The organism is Trichocoleus sp. FACHB-46 (genome assembly GCF_014695385.1).
GTDB lineage: Bacteria > Cyanobacteriota > Cyanobacteriia > FACHB-46 > FACHB-46 > Trichocoleus.
The window spans coordinates 394,269-413,872 of the sequence record NZ_JACJOD010000006.1 but is presented as its reverse complement, the minus strand read 5'-3'; the positions used below and the strand labels follow the sequence as shown (position 1 = coordinate 413,872).

At 50.2% G+C, this 19,604-nt stretch carries 16 protein-coding genes and 1 other RNA gene; 4 read left to right on the top strand and 13 right to left on the bottom strand.

Going from position 1 to position 19,604, the window contains the following annotated elements; genetic code table 11:
* Positions 1 to 164: 164 nt before the first annotated feature.
* Positions 165 to 2,357 (top strand): sensor histidine kinase, encoded by a 2,193-nt coding sequence (locus H6F72_RS02125; protein WP_190431371.1) that lies wholly within the window; start codon positions 165 to 167, stop codon positions 2,355 to 2,357.
* Here the strand turns inward: H6F72_RS02125 and H6F72_RS02120 are convergent.
* The 10 genes from H6F72_RS02120 to rimI all read right to left on the bottom strand — a co-directional run bounded on the left by H6F72_RS02120 (position 2,326) and on the right by rimI (position 13,780).
* Positions 2,326 to 3,396 (bottom strand): Gfo/Idh/MocA family protein, encoded by a 1,071-nt coding sequence (locus tag H6F72_RS02120; protein ID WP_190431370.1) that lies wholly within the window; start codon positions 3,394 to 3,396, stop codon positions 2,326 to 2,328. The two genes, H6F72_RS02125 and H6F72_RS02120, sit on opposite strands and share 32 nt — an antisense overlap.
* A 36-nt stretch (positions 3,397 to 3,432) precedes the next feature.
* Positions 3,433 to 4,167, bottom strand: coding sequence for a ribonuclease III (rnc, locus tag H6F72_RS02115; RefSeq protein ID WP_190431974.1), 735 nt, complete (start codon positions 4,165 to 4,167; stop codon positions 3,433 to 3,435).
* 85 nt (positions 4,168 to 4,252) lie between these two features.
* Positions 4,253 to 4,843, bottom strand: coding sequence for a hypothetical protein (locus H6F72_RS02110; protein WP_190431369.1), 591 nt, complete (start codon positions 4,841 to 4,843; stop codon positions 4,253 to 4,255).
* Between the two features lie 334 nt (positions 4,844 to 5,177).
* Positions 5,178 to 5,635: RNase P RNA component class A (rnpB, locus tag H6F72_RS02105), an RNA gene on the bottom strand.
* A 61-nt stretch (positions 5,636 to 5,696) separates the two neighbouring features.
* Positions 5,697 to 6,344 (bottom strand): hypothetical protein, encoded by a 648-nt coding sequence (locus H6F72_RS02100; protein ID WP_190431368.1) that lies wholly within the window; start codon positions 6,342 to 6,344, stop codon positions 5,697 to 5,699.
* Between the two features lie 3 nt (positions 6,345 to 6,347).
* Complete coding sequence (corA, locus tag H6F72_RS02095; protein ID WP_190431367.1) at positions 6,348 to 7,559, bottom strand: magnesium/cobalt transporter CorA; 1,212 nt, start codon at positions 7,557 to 7,559, stop codon at positions 6,348 to 6,350.
* A gap of 221 nt (positions 7,560 to 7,780) precedes the next feature.
* Complete coding sequence (gene groL / locus H6F72_RS02090; RefSeq protein WP_190431366.1) at positions 7,781 to 9,466, bottom strand: chaperonin GroEL; 1,686 nt, start codon at positions 9,464 to 9,466, stop codon at positions 7,781 to 7,783.
* A 105-nt stretch (positions 9,467 to 9,571) separates the two neighbouring features.
* A complete protein-coding gene (locus H6F72_RS02085) occupies positions 9,572 to 10,393 on the bottom strand; it encodes an NAD-dependent epimerase/dehydratase family protein (RefSeq protein ID WP_190431365.1) in 822 nt (273 codons plus the stop codon).
* A gap of 92 nt (positions 10,394 to 10,485) precedes the next feature.
* Complete coding sequence (locus H6F72_RS02080; protein ID WP_190431364.1) at positions 10,486 to 12,954, bottom strand: ATP-dependent Clp protease ATP-binding subunit; 2,469 nt, start codon at positions 12,952 to 12,954, stop codon at positions 10,486 to 10,488.
* 211 nt (positions 12,955 to 13,165) lie between these two features.
* Entirely contained in the window at positions 13,166 to 13,780 is a 615-nt protein-coding gene (rimI, locus tag H6F72_RS02075) for a ribosomal protein S18-alanine N-acetyltransferase (protein ID WP_190431363.1), read from the bottom strand.
* A gap of 102 nt (positions 13,781 to 13,882) precedes the next feature.
* On the opposite strand from rimI, the gene lysA reads away from it, so the two are divergent.
* The 3 genes from lysA (at position 13,883) to H6F72_RS02060 (ending at position 17,128) form a co-directional block, all read left to right on the top strand.
* Positions 13,883 to 15,289 (top strand): diaminopimelate decarboxylase, encoded by a 1,407-nt coding sequence (lysA, locus tag H6F72_RS02070; RefSeq protein ID WP_190431362.1) that lies wholly within the window; start codon positions 13,883 to 13,885, stop codon positions 15,287 to 15,289.
* A 169-nt stretch (positions 15,290 to 15,458) separates the two neighbouring features.
* The gene (cdaA, locus tag H6F72_RS02065; protein WP_190431361.1) at positions 15,459 to 16,382 is read left to right on the top strand and encodes a diadenylate cyclase CdaA; all 924 of its coding nucleotides are present in this window, start codon (positions 15,459 to 15,461) and stop codon (positions 16,380 to 16,382) included.
* Positions 16,379 to 17,128: an isoprenyl transferase gene (locus H6F72_RS02060; RefSeq protein ID WP_190431360.1), complete on the top strand. Its 750-nt coding sequence runs from the start codon at positions 16,379 to 16,381 to the stop codon at positions 17,126 to 17,128. Before cdaA ends, H6F72_RS02060 begins: the two co-directional genes overlap by 4 nt.
* Before the next feature lie 33 nt (positions 17,129 to 17,161).
* Here H6F72_RS02060 and H6F72_RS02055 read toward each other — a convergent pair whose 3' ends face one another.
* From H6F72_RS02055 to H6F72_RS02045, 3 genes are all read right to left on the bottom strand, one after another.
* A complete protein-coding gene (locus H6F72_RS02055) occupies positions 17,162 to 17,428 on the bottom strand; it encodes a DUF3143 domain-containing protein (protein ID WP_190431359.1) in 267 nt (88 codons plus the stop codon).
* Positions 17,429 to 17,552: 124 nt separating this feature from the next.
* Positions 17,553 to 18,161, bottom strand: a complete 609-nt coding sequence (locus tag H6F72_RS02050; RefSeq protein ID WP_370527425.1) for a J domain-containing protein — start codon at positions 18,159 to 18,161, stop codon at positions 17,553 to 17,555.
* Between the two features lie 33 nt (positions 18,162 to 18,194).
* Positions 18,195 to 19,604, bottom strand: a complete 1,410-nt coding sequence (locus tag H6F72_RS02045; RefSeq protein WP_242016731.1) for an O-antigen ligase — start codon at positions 19,602 to 19,604, stop codon at positions 18,195 to 18,197.

The window sequence follows — 19,604 nt, the reverse complement described above, 5'->3', positions numbered from 1 at the left end:
TGATTATACTAGGTACGTACTTATCCAGGCTAGATTGTGTCATTTCTGCTCAGTCAGTCTTGACGGCACAATTCATTTTGTAGCGCAAGCGTCAACTTCCATCTGCGTCTATCCTGCAAAGCACCTTCATCGCTGGGTCTTGCACCTTAGGTTAAAGACTTCCTATGGCTAAGCTAGGTCAATCTTCTTTCCGTCGTGTTTTGTTATCCTGCATTCTGCTACTCAGCGTTCCAGTGCTGTTGTTAGGGGAAGTTGTGACCTACAAGAAGGCGCGCTCCAGTTTATTAGAAACAGCTCGCCGCAATCTAACCGAAAGTGCAGTGCGAAAAGGCAATGATATCAAAGATTCCATCACAGCCTTACAAGCCAATTTAATTACCGCTAGTGAAACCTCAGCTCTACAGTCAGGCTCGCTAGCTCAAGCTCGGCAATCTTTAAGTCAGTTGCAGCAAACGATCCCCACGCAAGTTCAGTGCATTCAGCTGACCGAGATTCAAACGAGAAAGTTGGCCCTAAGTACCTGTGGCACTCAGCTACAACTGCTTTCTGCCACAGCCCCCTCTACTCCACAGCCCGATACTTTTGCGACTACTCCCAATGCTGGCAGTGTCAATCAGTTGTGGCCACCAGATCAGAAGCAGTTAAGGCCAGGTCGCTCCATTGCCTATGTCACCCCAGCAAGCCAAATTAACCAGGCTAACCATCCGCAAGGTCAGCTCGGTTTAGTTCTCAGCGTGCCAGTTTACAGCGACAAGGGGCAGCTCAAGTATGCTCTTAGCGTTCAGACCGCGCTGCATCAGAAAGAGGGCGATAAACCGGGTTCGCTCTCTGGCTACACAGTGGTCATCGATCAAGATGGCACAATCTTGGCGCATCCCGACCCAGTCCGAATTGGCAAAAATATTCGGCAGGAGGCGGATTCTAACCGTTTAGAGGGGATTTTGCACAACGCGGTTGTTGACGGCAACTCAGATGTGCGGCATCTATTTGGGTTTGAAGACAACGGTGCCGAATGGCTGGCTGGCTACAGTCCAATTCGGGTGCCCATTAACCAATCCGAGAACCATACTTGGGTCGTGCTGGCTGTGACTCGGATTGACAATGCCCTTTATGGTCTCGATGAAATCAAGCAGATTTTAGTGGTGCTAACCTTAGGGCTGATAGCGGCGAACTTACTGGCCACCCTATACGTAGCACGGGAACTATCGCGACCGTTAGAGCAATTAGGCAACTATGCTCTACATATCCAGCAGCGTCATACTGCAACCTCATCCCAAACTAGTTCCACGGCGAGCGCGGCTGATAGTACTGCTTCACCCGATTCCAATCTAACCAACTCGGCTCAGACAAATCAGCACGCAACGCTTCACTCGGCGCTTCCGGAAGGAAGTTCTTCATTGAGCATCACCGAGCCTCTAGGCATTAGCGATCGCGCTCCCACCAACTTTAGAATTCGGGAGCTCAATCAACTGGCTAAAGCGCTCAATAGTATGGTGGAACGACTGGAAGAACGCGCTGAAGAACTAGAAGCAACTTGGCGGGAGGCAGAAGCGGCTAACCGACTCAAAAGCGAATTTTTGGCTAACACGTCTCACGAATTACGCACCCCCTTAAACGCCATTATTGGTTGCATTCGTCTGGTGCGAGATGGCTGCTGCGACGATCGCGAAGAAGAAAACGAATTTTTGCAGCGCGCGGATGACGCAGCGATTCACTTACTCGATGTGATCAACGATTTGCTGGACATTGCCAAAATCGAGGCGGGGACCCTCTCAGTCGATCTGCAAGCGATCGATTTGCGCACCATTCTCCAAGATGTAATTGCTTTACAAAGCGTGCCGATTCAGCAGAAAGGCCTAGAGTTAGATTTTCCTCACTTGAAAGAACCGATTGCCGTTTACGCAGACCCAGCTAAACTGAAGCAGGTTTTGCTCAATGTGGTTTGTAATGCAATTAAGTTTACCGAGCAAGGAAAAATTGAGATTTTACTCCGGATTGAGCCGACCACAGGCACTCAAAATGGGCATCGAGGTGCACGAGTAGTCATTGCCGTCCGAGACACGGGGGTTGGCATTGAGCCGACTCAGGTTCCGAAGCTCTTTCGTCCTTTCGTGATGGCCGATGGCACTACCACCCGGCGGTTTGAGGGCACAGGCTTAGGCTTGGCGATCTCACGCAATTTTATGGAACTAATGGGTGGCAACATCACCTTAGATAGTGCTGGGCTAGACCAAGGGACAACGGTTGAAATCACCCTACCTGTGATAGATGGGGCACAGTTATCCAAGTCAGAACTGAAGGAGCCTAGCCACAGGCGCAGTATTCCTAAAGCAGCACTAGTTGTCCCGATTGATTAAGTGACTCAGTTAGGCCATTTAGCACCCGCACCAACTCAGCCCCCACCAGCCCAGAAGAGATTGGCGAAGCAATATTATGACGCACGCAATCTAAAAAATGAGTGCAGACTTGATGTAATGGCTCCCCAGGTTCAAGGCTCAGAATTTCGCGACGCTGCTCTATAGGGGTGTAGTAAGTTGGGGCAAGCTCTGCTGGGCTGAGTTGATTACTGGCAAGGGGTTGTAGTTGACCATGTTGAATGGTAAGTGGAGCTTCAATCGCTAGTTCATCAAATACCAGAGTACCTTGACTGCCCACTACCCCTAAGCGACGCTGCTTATCTGGGTTCAGCCAACACAAGTGCAGCGAAGCTTGAAAACCGCTTGGGTAAACCAGTGTTACCCAAACTAAATCTGCTAAACCCTGGGGGAAGTAATCTTGGTTGGGCGATCGCGTCTGTAACCAGACCTGACCTTGAGCTTGCACTTGAGTTGGGGTTTCTCCCAACCAGGTATTGAAAATGGCAATGTCGTGGATGGCTAAATCCCAAAGCGCATCTACGTCGGGGCGCACGGGACCTAGATGAGTACGGGCCGCATACCCATACTTCAGCTCTCCTAACACCCCTGAATGCACCACCTCTCGCCCCCGCTCTACCGCCGGATGAAATAGATAGGTATGGTCCACCACTAATTGTCGTTGTTGCATTGCCGCTAAACGACAGAGTTGTTGCGATTCGGATAACGCTAGAGTGAGGGGTTTCTCCGCTAAAACGTGGTAGCCCTGCTTCAAGGCAGTGGTGATCAGAGCATAGTGAGTGGTGGCAGGTGTGGCGATCGCGACTGCTGCTAGTTCAGGCGGCGGCGGCAACGCTGACCAATCAGTTGCTAAAATCACTTGCTCGTCGAAATTAAAGCGTTGGCGTAGGGCGGCTAAACGCTCCGGATCAGGATCAATCACTGCGACTAAACGAGCTTGAGGGTGCTCTAAGAAATTCCGCACCAAATGCACTCCCCAACGCCCCGCACCGATAACCGCGATTCCAATTCGATTCGTCATTTGATTGGTCCTTCTACCCAAGGGCTTGTGTGCGTCTCAATTATCTTCTGAGTGAGATGCAGGCTGTGTCAGTTGGAGGAAGGCTGCTTGCGCGGCTGCCTGTTCCGCAGCTTTAATCGAGCGTCCAGTGCCTCGCCCCAAAAACTGTTCTTGTAACCAAACCTCAGCCGCAAAGCGATTTGGATCACCATGCATTAAACCAATTTCTTGGGTGCGATAAGTGGGCAAGCTTTTATGTTGAGCTTGAGTCCATTCTTGTAGAGCCGCTTTGTAGTTTTGCCGCGCCGGATCAGTACGAATCTCGATCGCGAATGCCTTAAAGTGAAAGTCTAGCCAAGAGCGAATCAACGTCAAGGTGTGGGTACTCAAGTACAGTGCGCCGACTAAGGCTTCTAGCGCCTCAGCTAAGCGGGACTCCTCCCCAGCTTTGTCACCCAAAGCGCTGCCAGAAACCAACAGATACCGTTCTAAGCCGTAGTGTTGGGCAATGCGAGCCAGGGAGCGATCGCTGACCAACATCGACCGAATCGCGGCAAACTCCCCTACAGGACAATCCGGATAGGTTTCAAACAGCAATTCAGAAGCAGCCAACCGAACGACTGCATCTCCCACAAATTCTAGTTGTTCGTAATTCGACTCGGCTGAAATCGTGGGATGCGTTAGCGCTAAATCCAAAAGTGACCACTGGACAGGGGCTGTTTCGGGTAGAGCCAATTTTCGCAGTAGACTCTGGAGTTGCTGCTGACGATGCGGATAGCCCAAGGTTGTCATTTCAAACTCAATCAGTGACTTGAGCCCACTTGCTACTGCCAACCGTAGGGTTCTGCCTCAGGGAGAATGAGCCCCTCAGACCAGTTTAGGCAGAGCAAGGTAGCTGATGAATACTCTGATTGAAATTGTAGACGCTCAAATAGGAGCTTGTAGCGTCAAAAAAACAATAATCGGTTGTAGATCCGGCAGGTTCACGCTGCGATCGCGGAACCAGCACAGGCTGAGATAACTGCTGCCAGCTCGAAGCTTGCTTTTTTTGATGGGTATACCAGAAGCCGTATTGTTGCGATCGAACAGCATTGACAGTCTGCGGTAGCACTCCGACTAAAAGTGCCAACACCTCATCAGGCAGTTCAAGGACAACTTGACGGCTAAAAAACGCTTCAAACCCAGCCAATAACTTTTCGACTCTCAGAGCTGGATCAGAATAGTTAGTAATTCTTTCTAGCCACCGCATCCACTGAATTCGTCGCCCATAAGCTTTCTGCCGTTCTTCAAAGGTTTCGACTGGAACTAATTCAGGCGAACCAATGGCAATTACAACGTTATAGCCTTGCTCAACCGGGCTCCCTACCGCTGCCCCAGGCCCAGCAAAATCAGCATGATAGGCTTTGCAGAGGATCAGTCCACATTTTTTCTGTTCACTCACAGCGAGGATAGGGTTGCAGTGTGGCACAGGCTTTGATCCACCTCATTAAAAATTAGGGTTCGCCATCCACAAGCCTGGTTCAGTTGAACCAGCTATGTATCTAAGCAAACCTTTCTAAGTCAGAATGCCTTCATCTTAGAGCAGGGATAATACCTTGCCTAGCGATGAACCCCAGACTTCTAATAATCTACACAATGGCTTCTTGAATCTAAAAAATCCGTAAACTCCCAAGCCAACAGCTCTAAGCCCAGAACTGGCTGGCTGGCGTTGAGGCGAGCAACTTCAATACAAGTACGTAAACTTTATGAGAAATAGATAAAACTTCAGCCAGGACCCAAGTTGAAAGCTTGATTTTAAGGAGTTGGAAGAGTTGGACGTAAGCCGGGTTCTGTTTTCCTCGGTGCTAGGCACCTTAGAAGGCGGTTATCTATCTGGGACGTTTGTTACCAAACGCCTCTAGCGGTATTTGCATTAGGAACAGGAAAAAGACCAACCCTTGTTCCCGCGACCTTGCTCCCGACCGGGGTTTACCGAGCCAGCACCTCTCGATGCTGCTGGTGCGCTCTTACCGCACCCTTGCACCCTTACCCGTGATTTCTTTTATTTTTAATGAACAAGTTCATTAAAAATAAAAAGATCTCCGTTGGCGGTATGTTTCTGTGGCACTATCCTCACGGTCACCCGCACTGGGCGTTACCCAGCAAGTCTGGTCTTTGGGGAGCCCGGACTTTCCTCAGACTGGCTTAAAGCGCGATGCCTTAGCGCGCTGGAATGAGTTTCTCACTCCTACCAAGTCCGCAACCACCTACACCAACTCTTCCTAACCATCCAGTTTAACAAGCCGTGGAACAGCCAAAGTGTTATAGCCAAAACTGTCGGGTTAGGTTTTCAGGTGTTTCCAAGGGAGGGCATCCGTCCAAGGCAAGCGTCTCGCTGTAAATTTACAAGACAGCACATGGAAGCGATCGCCCCCGCCGCCCCCGACCGGATCAAAAACTCGTAAAACCAGCCTTAAGGAAAATTCTTTTTTGTCCATAGCAGTCTTTAGACTCGCTAAGTTCACTAAAGGAGCACCCACCTTGACCGCACCCGCATCAGATTCGCGCTTCAGAGTATCTTCTGCGGTTACAGCCTCCTTGAGAGTTTTGCCTGGAGCAATCACACTAAAGACCTGCGGTTGAAATAAATCTGTGGTTAATCCTGGCATCAGCCGGATCACCCGTCGCGATCGCCCATCAAAATCGGCAAAGGAGCTGTGGTCCCAATCCACATAGATAGAGTAGCGACTAGAACGGTTGCTAATGATGATAGGCAGCTTTTGCAGCTCATCTGGCTTGGTGTAGCGTGCAGCCAGGCCAAAACCAACCCCAAGGGTGTCTTGTAAATTTTGTTCTTGCAATTGCTGCTTCAAATCATCCGGCTCAAACCGCACGGTGAATCGGGCATCCAGCGATTTGATCGCCTCGTTGATCACATAGGTGACGCAAATAATGTAAATGGCCAAAATCAGCAGATCAAACTGATTCATTGCTCAATCATCTTTGGCCGTAGATTTGACCGTAGAAATATTTTCAAACCAGCCCCTCCGCCAGAAAAAAGCACAGAGGCTCACTGTAATCAGAACCATCAGGGTTAAGCAGGCTGGATACCCTAAGTACCAGTTCAACTCAGGCATATTCCAAGGAGAGATTTCTGTGTTGAAATTCATGCCATAAATACCAGCCACAAAAGTCAGGGGAATAAAAATGGCTGAAATCACTGTGAGAGTTTTCATAATCTCGTTCATGCGGTTGCTGACCGAGGATAGGTAGACATCCATCAAGCTAGAGGCTAACTCTCGATAGGTTTCTACCATGTCAAGCACCTGAACTGTATGGTCATAGCAGTCCCGCAAGTAAATCTGCACGTCATGGCTAATCAGGTCACTGCCGTCACGAATTAGCATGTTAATGGCATCGCGTTGAGGCCAAATAGAGCGGCGTAGGGTCAACAGTTCTCGCTTGATTCCATGAATTTTTTCGAGGGTTTGTCTGGTAGGGTTTGAGACAACCTCGTCTTCTAACTCCTCAATCCGTTCTCCATAGGCTTCTAAAACCGGAAAAAACCCGTCAATAATCGAGTCTAAGAGGGCATAGGTGAGGTAATCAGACTTTTGTTTCCGAATCGTTCCTTTATTACAGCGAATTCGCTCTCGGACTGGCCCGAAAGAGTCATGGTCTGGTTCTTCTTGTACAGTCAGCAGATAATGCTGCCCCAAGATAAAGCTCACTTGCTCACTAATGAAGCTTTGCCCGTTGGCTTGCAGCGTTACCATCCGCGCCACAATTAACAGTTGGTCTTCGTACTCTTCAACCTTGGGTCGCTGCGGCACATTGACGATATCTTCTAGGACGAGCGGATGCAAATTGAATACATGGCCTAACCGCTTCAAGATGTCCTCACTGCCTAGCCCTTTCACATCCACCCAAGACACTGATTCAGTATCCAGGTAAGGCTCACACTCCTCTGGTGCTTCAATCTCTACTTTTGTCGCTTTGGTATCACTGTAGTCGATCAGAACTATGACTGGGGGTGGCGCATCGACCTCAATCTTGAGCGTTCCGGGCATGCTCCCGGGCTGGTCATAGAAATAGTCAATATAGGACGGTTCGTCTCCTAAAAGACTTGCTTCAGACAAGTCGAAAGCGTTCTTAGGAGTTTGGGAATTGAAACCACGCAATGGTTGACTCGGTCGGTTAGACATAGAGAGTTTTGGACAAGACGCGCACCGCCATCTTAAGCAATTCAATCAGGATTGAGTACTATTCCAGCACGTTGATTTTGCTAGTTGGGCAAAGCTCACTCCACCCAAGCCCAGAAATCTCATGGGATGAAGTTGTACTCCTAAAGCTAAAAAAGCAGCAGCTTGTAATAGCTACTGCTCCAATGAGTTTAGATGTTCAAATTAGCGTTGTGGCAGCAGGCCTACATCATCCCCATGCCACCCATGCCGCCCATACCACCCATGCCGCCCATACCACCCATGCCACCCATGCCGCCCATATCGGGAGCACCAGCAGGAGGGTTCTTCTCAGGTCGCTCGACAATCACAGCTTCTGTGGTCAAGACCATACTAGCGACAGAAGCCGCATCTAGCAGCGCCGATCGCACGACTTTAGCGGGGTCAATCACCCCAGCGGCGATCATGTCCTCGAACTTCTCAGAAATGACGTTGTAGCCCATGTTGAAGTCCATGTCACGCACTTTTTCTACGATGACAGAACCTTCAACCCCTGCGTTGTCAGCAATTTGACGCAAAGGTGCTTCCAAGGCTTTAATCACGATATCAGCCCCAATCTTCTCTTCATCGTTCAACTGGGCTTTGATTTCTTCCACCTTTTTAGTCAAGTGGATTAAGGTAGCACCACCACCGGGTACTGTGCCTTCTTCTACGGCTGCTTTGGTAGCGTTCAAAGCATCTTCGATTCGCAGTTTCCGGTCTTTCAGTTCGGTTTCAGTAGCTGCCCCAACTTTGATTACAGCCACGCCACCTGCTAACTTAGCGAGGCGTTCTTGCAGCTTTTCTTTGTCGTAGTCTGAGTCGGTTCTTTCTAGCTCTTGGCGAATTTGGCTGACTCGCTTTTCAATGTCAGATTTGGTGCGATCGCTAACCTCAGCCACAATCGTGGTGTTGTCCTTGGTGATCGTTACTTTCCGAGCTGTGCCCAACATCTCTAGAGAGACGGCATCTAAGGTCAGACCGACATCTTCGGAAACCATCTGACCACCCGTTACCACGGCAATATCTTGCAACATGGCTTTGCGGCGTTCACCAAAGCTGGGAGCTTTTACAGCAGCAGCATTCAAGACACCCCGCATTTTGTTGACCACCAAGGTAGCGAGGGCTTCTCCCTCAATGTCCTCAGCAATAATCAATAGCGGCTGACCAGAGCGTGCAACTTTCTCCAGAACAGGCACTAGCTCTTGGATGGAACCAATTTTCTTGTCTGTGATCAAAATGCGGGCGTTTTCATAGTCCACCAGCATCCGTTCGCCATCGGTGACGAAGTAAGGGGAAATATAGCCCCGGTCGAACTGCATCCCTTCTACGACTTCGAGTTCGGTAGACAAGGACTTCGATTCTTCTACGGTGATTACGCCATCTTTGCCCACCCGGTTCATGGCTTCGGCAATCATGGCTCCTACTTCTTCATCACCACCCGAAGAAACAGTGGCGACTTGAGCGATTGCGTCTCCTTCAACGGGTCTCGCGACCGCTCTGATTTCTTCTGCTAAGAGAGCTACTACCTTTTCGATACCCCGGCGGAGGCTCACCGGATTAGTACCCGCAGCCACATTCTTTAAGCCTTCTCGAATCAGAGCTTGGGCTAGCACTGTGGCAGTCGTGGTGCCATCTCCAGCAATATCCTTGGTTTTGGAAGCCACTTCCCGAATTAGTTGGGCTCCCGTTTGCTCTAGGGGATCTTCGAGTTCAATTTCTTTCGCGATCGTGACACCGTCATTGACGATCTGAGGTGCCCCGTACTTTTTCTCTAGCACCACGTTGCGGCCTTTGGGCCCTAGAGTAATCCGAACGGCATCTGCTAACGCATTCACACCTCGTTCTAACGCTCGCCGAGATTCTTCGCTGAATGCAACAATTTTTGCCATATTTCGTTCCCTACGCTTCCAACTAGAATTTAGCACTCTATCGGAATGAGTGCTAAACCGATCGTGCTCTTTGTAGTAATAAGCAGGGTTAAACCAGCGATCGCCTTACACTTGCAATTCAGGATGGATGAATTGGTATCCCGCAGTTTTGAGCTTTTGGTTAGATACCTTCGCATTGTAGGAGCGAGCACTGGGTTGCGATTCGTCCCAATTTACAGGAGCTAGGTTGTAGCGCTGACACACCTGCTCAATCAGTTCTCGACTGGTTAGCGTCACTTCTTGCACCAGATTATAAACTCCCTGGAGTTGGTGCTCTTGGGCAAAGGCGATCGCGCCCACGATGTCATCTAGGTGAATCCAATTACTCGGCTCTGCCCCTGTTCCCGGTCGAGTCGTGCCCGCCGCTCGCCCAAAAATTCGCTGGAGTTCTCGTCCTGGCCCATAAATACCGCCTAGCCGCAGTACACAAACCTTGAGTTGAGAATTCGCAGCGTTGAGCAATACCTGTTCAGTTTCCGCCAGGATTTCACCGTTGCGGTTGGCAGGTTTAACGGGTGAGGTTTCATCTACCCAATTGCCCTGCTGGTCACCATAAACGGCATAGCTCCCTGTGTAAATGAGCTGCTGTACGCTCGGCGTTTGGGCCAAAACTTTAGTCAGGGTTTTAGCGGTGTGCAGATAAGTTTCTTCATAGCTGTTAGGGCTACGCGCCCCCACACTCAGCAGCACGACTTGTTGATCCGTTAAAGCCTCAGCTAGTGAGGTTTCATCATTGCCTTGGGCTAAAACGGCATGGTCTGCGATCGCCTCCAGTTCTGACAAACGCGGCACGCTGGTTGTGGTAGCCGTGACAGTCCAGCCCACTTGCTGCCAATGTCGAGCGGTTGCCATCCCGACATACCCACAGCCAATAATTGCAACTTTCACAGATCCTCCTTTCTTCTTCAGCAAACACAAAAAAACGGTAGAGGATTTAACGCTCTACCGCTTAAGTATTAGTTATTTCTCGGAACTAAAGGCTATTCAGCCGCTTGAGGCAGTAGCTCGCGCTTCTCACCTTTCAGCACCTTCACCTGACCCTCATCTACATCCATAACGGCGGTGTCGCCATCCTGTATTCGGCCAGAGAGGATTTCTTCAGCGAGGCTATCTTCCAACAACCGCATGATGGCTCGACGTAACGGTCTAGCACCATAGCTGGGGTTGTAACCTTCTTCCACTAACCGATCCTTGAACCGCTCAGTGACTTCCAGCGTGATGCCTTGCTCGCCGAGACGGCGGAAGACCTCGTTCAACATGATGTCCGCGATTTCCTTGACTTCGTCCTTCGTCAGTTGACGGAAGACAATAATCTCGTCAAGACGGTTGAGGAATTCTGGACGGAAGTACTGTTTCAGTTCTTCGTTGACCAGCGAGCGGATGCGGTTGTACTGAGAATCAGCCTGGCTCTCTGCCGAGAACTCAAAGCCAAGACCACCGCCACCCTTCTCAATCACCTTGGAACCGATGTTGGAGGTCATGATCAGCAGCGTGTTCTTGAAGTCTACTGTGCGGCCCTTGGCATCGGTCAGGCGACCATCTTCCAAGATTTGCAACAGCATGTTAAACACGTCGGGGTGGGCTTTCTCGATTTCATCGAACAGCACCACTGTGTAAGGCCGACGACGGACTGCTTCGGTCAGCTGACCGCCTTCGTTATAGCCAACGTAGCCCGGAGGCGAACCGATTAGCTTGGAAACGGTATGACGCTCCATGTATTCCGACATGTCAAGACGGATCATGGCATCTTCGGAACCAAAGAAGTAAGCTGCCAACGACTTGGTCAACTCAGTCTTACCAACCCCGGTAGGACCAGAGAAGATAAAGCTAGCGATCGGGCGGTTGGGGTTCTTCAAGCCAACTCGTGCTCGACGAATGGCACGAGACACAGCCTTAACCGCTTCGTCCTGTCCAATTAAGCGCCCATGCAAGGTGTCTTCCATGTGGAGCAGCTTTTCAGACTCAGACTCGGTGAGCTTGTTCACAGGGACACCTGTCCAAGAAGCCACGATATGAGCAATGTCTTCTTCATCCACCATTGGAGAAGCATCTTCATTGCCAGGTTCAGCCTTCTTGGTTTGAGCGATCGACCGGATTTCAGTTTTGATTTCCATTTCGCGATCGCGCAACTCACCCGCTCGATCAAAGTCCTGTGCCCGCACTGCATCATCTTTCTCTTTCAGAACTTGACGAAGTTCCTTATCGAGTTCTTTAGCAGCAGGAGGTAATTGCGAGTTAAGTAAACGGACTCTAGAGCCCGCCTCATCAATCAAGTCAATTGCCTTGTCAGGCAGGAAGCGATCGGAAATGTAGCGATCCGACAGCTTAGCCGCAGCGTCTAAGGCAGCATCAGAAATTTTTAGCTTATGGTGCTGTTCGTAGCGCTCACGCAAACCGCGTAGGATTTCGATGGTTTCATCCACGCTGGGTTCACCCACCATCACAGGCTGGAAGCGACGCTCTAGCGCAGCATCCCGCTCAATGTGCTTGCGGTATTCATCCAAGGTGGTAGCACCAATACATTGCAGCTCACCTCTAGCTAAGGCAGGTTTGAGGATGTTGGCTGCGTCGATCGCGCCTTCAGCCGCCCCTGCACCAATCAAGGTGTGAACTTCATCGATTACCAGGATGACATTTCCGGCAGAACGGATTTCATCCATGATTTTCTTCAAGCGTTCTTCAAACTCACCTCGATACTTGGTGCCTGCTACCAGCAAACCAATATCGAGTGTAACCACACGCTTGTCTTCCAGAATGTCTGGAATATCGTTGTTAGCGATGCGCTGGGCCAAACCTTCGGCGATCGCCGTCTTACCGACCCCTGGCTCCCCAATCAAGACTGGGTTGTTTTTGGTCCGACGGCCCAAGATTTGGATGACGCGCTCAATCTCTTTCTGACGACCTACAACGGGATCGAGCTTTCCTTCCGCTGCCATTTGGGTCAGGTTAGAGCCAAATTCATCCAGGGTAGGAGTCTTCGTCCGACCGCCCCCTGGCGTGGTTGAAACTTCTGCGGTTTCACCCAACATACGGATGACTTGTGTCCGTACCTTGGAGAGGTCAACTCCAAGATTTTCCAGCACTCTAGCTGCAACGCCTTCGCCCTCCCGAATCAGACCTAAGAGCAGGTGTTCGGTGCCAATGTAGTTGTGTCCCAACTGCCGAGCTTCTTCCAAGGACAGTTCTAAGACACGTTTGGCGCGAGGAGTGAACGGAATTTCTACAGCAACGAAGCCAGAACCTCGACCAATGATTTTTTCTACTTCAATCCGAGCGTCTTTGAGATTGACACCCATAGACTTCAGTACTTTGGCGGCGACGCCGGTCCCTTCTCCAATTAGACCCAGGAGGATCTGTTCTGTACCTACAAAGTTGTGCCCAAGGCGGCGAGCCTCTTCTTGGGCCAACATAATTACCTTAATGGCTTTCTCTGTAAAGCGTTCAAACATGGCGTGTATCCATCACCTGCTGCGTTGCCGGTACGCTGATTTTAGCATAGGGAAATTTTGCTGCTATCATCCGCAAGATAGCAGCAATACAGACCGAGCGATCCCAATTCAAGGTGGCGATCGCTGAAGTTTTTGAATATTTACTTCCGAAGGGAGATTTTGGACAAAGATTTGTTACAAAGTCAAGGGGTAAGCCCCAAGTTCTTCAAGCTCAAGGATTGCCCAGTCCCCGCAAGTGCCAACCTGCTTGGTGTAGCCGAGCCTGAACCTGAGCTTGCCAATCTATAAGTGCTTGACCAAACTCAGGTGATTGTAGCCCACCACGCCACAAAATCAAGGCATCTTCCCCGGTTTCTTCGTAATAACGCCGTCGCCGCCCTGCTTCTTGGAAGCCAAACTTCTCATAAAGTAACAATGCAGGTTGATTAGAGGCGCGAACTTCTAGAGTGGCTCGATCTAAACCTCGTTGTCGCGCTTTTTTAAGGAGCGCATACAAGAGAGTTTGGCCCAGTCCTTGAGCTTGATAGTTAGGATGCACCGCTACGATGGTGATGTGAGCTTCATCGACGATCGCCCAAAAGCACCCCAAACCAACTAGTGGAGCAGCAGGATCATCTTTAGACCCCAGTTCTATAGGCTCTATAGGCTGTTTCTCTAAAGTTTGGTGAGCTTGGCTGGTTTGCAGGACTAATAATTCACTGTTTGGGCTCTCTAGTTCTCTTCGATAACCCTCCAAAGTCCATAGGCCCCCGAAACACAACTGATCGAGGACTAGAGTGGCGGGCAACAATTCTGGAGTTAATGATTGGAGATCCAGGAAATTCACGAGAAGTCTGGGTCGAAAGCTCTGGATGCACAGCCCTCAATTGTACACTGAGAAACAAGACGCACTCACGCCTGTCAACTAACCAAGGACAACTATTACGCAATGGTATCGACTTACTCTGTGGAGGTTCAGAACTCTGGCCGTCAGTATTTACCTGCCCCTGGAGATGCTGCGGCAACCCGATCCCCAAACCAATTCCTTTTGCCCCTGACCGCTCAAGTCAATGGGCAGGATCACTTGGAAGTTGGGGGTTGTGACGTTACGGAACTGGTGCAGCAGTTTGGTTCGCCACTGTACGTTGTGGATGAAGAAACGCTACGCACAACCTGCCGCCAATACCGTGATGCTTTTAAGCAATATTACCCCGGCGAATCTCAGGTTCTTTATGCCTCCAAAGCTTGGAGTTGTCTAGCCATCTGCGCGATCGCGGCCAGTGAAGGATTAGGCATTGATGTCGTTTCTGGCGGCGAGCTGTACACGGCACTGCAAGCAAGAGTCAGCCCCGACAAGCTCTATTTTCACGGCAATAACAAATCAGTTGCAGAACTTGAGTTTGCGGTGGAATCGGGTTGCAACATTGTGGTCGATAACTGGCTAGAACTGCAAACCCTTGCAGGCATGCCAGCCAAAGAAACACCCATCCGCATTTTGTTGCGCTTGACGCCTGGGATCGAGTGCCATACCCACGAATACATTCGCACCGGGCACCTAGACAGCAAGTTCGGCTTTGATCCCAACCAACTGGATGAAGTCTTTACCTTCGTTAGTCAGCAGCCCACATTAAATTGTGCTGGATTGCATGCTCATATCGGTTCCCAAATTTTTGAGCTGCAACCTCACCAAGACTTGGCAGGAGTGATGGTACAGTGGCTGACTAAAGCTGCAGGTTATGGTCTCTCCATTCAAGAGCTCAACATTGGCGGTGGTTTAGGGATTCGCTACACCGAATCCGATGACCCACCCAGCATTGACGCTTGGGTGAAGGTGATCAGTGAGGCGATCGCGGCAGCTTGCCAAGCCCAAAATATCGCCCTACCCAAACTCCTTTCCGAACCAGGGCGATCGCTCGTCGGTCCCACTTGCATTACGGCCTACACGATAGGTAGCCAGAAGACAGTGCCTGACATTCGCACCTACGTCACTGTGGACGGTGGCATGTCTGACAACCCAAGACCGATCACCTACCAATCAGTTTATCGGGCCGTAGTCGCGAACAAAATGTCAGCAGCCATGTCTGAGACAGTGGCGATCGCGGGCAAGCATTGTGAATCCGGCGATATCTTGATCAAAGAAGCCAGTCTGCCCCAAACGGAACCCGGTGATACTCTCGTCGTAATGGGCACAGGAGCCTACAATTACAGCATGGCTTCTAACTACAATCGGTTGCCTCGTCCGGCAGCAGTTTTAGTTAGAGCTGGAGAAGCCAACCTGATCCTGCAGCGGGAAACTTACCAAGATTTAATTCGACAGGATCGCCTACCAGAGCGCCTGAGCGGATTAACGGCCTAACCCGCTAACCTGATTTAGAGCTAGCTTGCTAGTTTCTTCACGATCAGGTGGCCATGCAGTGACTTGCACAAGGCTTAACCGAAATATTCTTGACTGGCAACTGGGAGGCTAGAAGGCTGCACAGCCTCTCAGTTGTCCCCGTTGAGGCGCAAGCGTAATTCAGGTTCTGATGGGACAATTGTGGAAGCGATGGCTGGCTGATCCAGGTTGGACTCAGTCTTTGCTGCTTCAAATTATTGATATTGGACTGGTGCTACTCCTGACGTATATGGTGCTCATCATTATTGGTGAGCGCCGGACACTGTGGATGGTACGGGGATTCATTATCCTAATGCTAGCCGCAGCCGTCAGCACTAACTTGAAACTCAAACTTTTGAGTTTTGTCTTGAACAGCTTGGTGATTGGCTCAGCTGTCTCAATGGCCTTTATCTTGCAAGCAGAATTTCGCCGCTTTCTAGAGCAGTTGGGGCGGGGTGAAATTCTGCAATTGTTTCAACCTTCACGCCGCGCTATTCCCAAACCTGACAATGTCATTGATGAGATTGTCGATGCAGTCAAAGAACTTTCCCAAAACCGCATCGGAGCGCTATTGATTTTAGAAACCAGTGCTCCGATTGATGAGCGCGATTTTTCGGTGCCAGGCGTGAGGTTGAACGCTGAAGTTTCTAAAGAACTCATCCAGACCTTGTTCCAACCCACTACCCTGCTTCATGATGGTGCGGTTTTAATCCGAGCTTCCCGCATCATGGCTGCTGGCGTCATTTTACCCATCTCAGAGCGTACTGCTTCCCGGCAATTAGGCACACGCCACCGAGCCGCGATGGGAATCACTGAGCGAATCGAAAATTGTATGTGTATTGTTGTATCTGAAGAAACAGGGTCGATTTCCCTAGCAGAAAGGGGAACACTCAATCGGCCCCTGACCAGCAGTAAACTGAAAGAACTCTTAGAAGCAAGCTTCTCCCCATCCGTTGACCGCGAAGCAGTTGCCTCAGATTTACGCAACTTTGGTCGTCAAATTGGGTCTCAAGGATTGGCACTCATTTCACGTTTACTTCGTTTGCCCTCTTCGGCCTCTCGGGAAAAAAAATGACTGCAAAGCCAACCATCTTACAAGATCTGCCTGCTGATCTAGATCGAGAGCGGCTGCCTAAGCATGTAGCTGTAATCATGGATGGCAATGGTCGCTGGGCTAAGCGCCAAGGTCTACCTCGGATCATGGGCCACCGCCGAGGAGTAGACGCGCTTAAGGATCTGTTGCGCTGCTGTCGCGATTGGGGAGTTCAAGCTCTAACGGCCTATGCCTTTTCGACAGAAAATTGGGGGCGACCGTTTGAAGAAGTTGACTTTTTGATGACACTGTTCGAGCGGGTGTTGCGGCAAGAACTCCGGGAAATGATGCGAGAAAATGTCCGCATTACTTTTGTGGGTAATTTGGACGCGCTACCCCAATCTCTGCGAGCCGAGATTGAGCGCTCTATGGCTGAAACTCGGAATAATTCTGGCATTCACTTTACGGTTGCCACCAACTATGGAGGGCGGCAAGAAATTTTGCAAGCTTGTCGAGCGATCGCCACTCAAGTTCAGCAGGGACACTTGCAACCAGAAGATATTGATGAGGCAGTGTTTGAGCGGCATCTCTATACCGCAGGCGTGGGCGATCCTGACTTGCTAATTCGGACCAGTGGCGAAATGCGACTGAGCAATTTTTTGCTTTGGCAGATGGCTTATTCCGAGCTTTATGTGACAGATACGCTCTGGCCTGACTTCGATCGCGCCGAGTTCCACCAAGCTTTATGCGCTTATCAACAACGGCATCGTCGCTTTGGCAAGCTCTAAGCCGTGAGGTGAATCAATTAAAGCTGTAGCTAACTAAGGCCCCGAGAAAATGGCATCTTCCACATCCTGGCGGCTGAGCAAATACTTAAAGGAGCGCTGAATCGCCTCCCCTCCCACTTCCAGATAACGTACTGTCAGTTGGTCTACATCTAGATACAACTCGGCTTTCCATGCGGGTTTTGCTATACGCCAGCAGTGAAGTTCTGCTGGGTCTTGTTCGCAACCTTGTTCAGTTAACCAAGTTTCAAGGTCTGGTAGGGAGTGATTATAGAGGGGAGTGTCACTAGAAGGTAGCGTCATAAATCTCAAAGATTGCGTAGACCAAAATTGTGCACAGAATGAGCCTCAAGAAGCAACTCAGGAATACTACCAATTCTCTAAATTGGATTTGTAGACCCTCGTAGGGGCGAATAACCATTCACTCCTACAACTGAGAATTTTTTTGATTGGCATCAGAATCTAAAACCTTAGCAGATGGAGCTGCCAGTTCTGATCTCGCTGTCTCAATTTGCTCACTAGGAGCACTCTGACTCTGCAATTGCAAAGGATGAAAGGCAATATCGCCTCTCGTTAGACCAATCGCGATCGCTAGCATTAAGCAAGCTACAAACGTGACACCCAAGATAAATAAAGCAAAGATTTCTCCGGGTGACAGGGGCCGATCGGTAGGGTCTAGATAGGCAGAGGAAGAATAGCGCCGAGATTGTGAGGCAGAACGGTTAAGGTCCGCTGGGGCTTGCATCACATGCAAACGGGAATAGCCAATTTTGAGGTCGTAAGCAACACGACGCTCCGGATTACTGACGGTAGCATAGGCTTCATTGAGTTGCTGAAACTTTGCTGTGGCGATCGCCGGAGGCAATATGGTGGTATCGGGATGCAATTGTTTGCTCAAATCGCGATAAGCTCGCCGGATTTGTTGCGGTGATGCGGAAGGATGCAATCCTAGCAGGGCGTAGTAATTAGGAGCCGCAGTTTTTGGCAATGGCGACCCTTGATTCACCTGATTTGGCGTTGCTCCATCTTGAGTCACGCGAGTTCCCACCCTACCTAGCTTTTGATTATTCTAACCAGGTTCCTCGCTAAAATTCCTAGCTCCAGCTTGCTGTCGCTCTACTAAGCCACAAATGGCGGCTAACAGCAACCAGCCTAAAACATTGATGCGGATATCAAACAGAGTGACATCAAATAAGTTGAATAAGCTGCAAGCTAAGAACGCTACTAAATAGGTAAATAAAATCAGGCGATCGCTTTGCTGCAAAGGATCTGAGGCAGGATTCCAAGACAGGAACAACCGCACGCCACGATACACCATCCAGCCCACTAATCCCACCAGTAGCAAGGTCGCGAACACCCCTGTCTCTGCCATCAACATCAACGGCAAACTGTGAGGATGGCCCATAAAGACTTGCCACTTGGCTTGATACAGCGGGGTAAAGTTGCGTAAGCCCCAACCTGTGAAAGGCCGCTGCTCGGCTAGAGACCAAGCAAACTGCCATTGGGTTGCCCGGAGGGTGGCGACAGGGCGATTGGGATACAACTCATCCGACAGTCTTGCCCAGAGAAACGCTGGAACAATCAGCCTGAGTGGAGCCTTGATGACCGCAGGGCCAAAAGCTGCTCCGCCAATACCAGTAACAGCTATACCAACCGCAATTACTAGCCAGCGCCAACCGAGATACAAAGCATAAGTTAGGCAAGCCAAGCCTGCTAAGACCCAAGCATTGCGGGAGTTCGTGAGGAGAAGCGCGATCGCATTCCCCAGCACGACGGCAGCTAAAAAGCACCAACGCCCCCAAGCGATACTTGATGAAGTGGAAGCGTTTAGGGCAGGATAGGGCTCCTCAGATAGTGCCGCGATCGCAGGTTCCGCAATTGATTGCGACTGGCTCCTACGGCCTGGAAACGCATCGATCCACAGTCCAATTGCCAAAATAAACGCAATCACCAAGTAATTAGCTAAGACATTGGCATAGGCAAAAATCGAAGACATGCGACCCAAAGGATTGCCGCCTCGTTCCACACCCAGATCGACAATAATTCCCAGCAAACGTAAATGTCCTGCCCAGCCCCAAAACTGCTGACCCAAGCCAATAATGACCACGGGCACTGAGGTTAAAACCAAGACCCAAGCGAGCTGTCGTAGTTGAGCAGGCGTTTGAATCAGCGTACTGAGGGCTGTAAATAAAAAGAATAGCGGTAAGAAGTTAGCCAAGCCCAAGAGTGCCGCAGTGCGATCGTAAGCAAAAATTGCTGCCACCACAAACCACAAGCTCAGAACCGCCAAACCCCGATTAAAAGGACGGCGTTTGATCCAAGTAGCTTGCTTAATCCAGGTAGCGATCGCGGCTCCCAACAAGCTCAAGCCACCCAACAAAGGGCTAAAAGGAAACAGGAGCAAACCAATTTGAACCCAGTGCCAAGGCATTTGCAGATGCCGTTGCGGATGAGTCTGTAAGTGGAATAACTTGTTCAA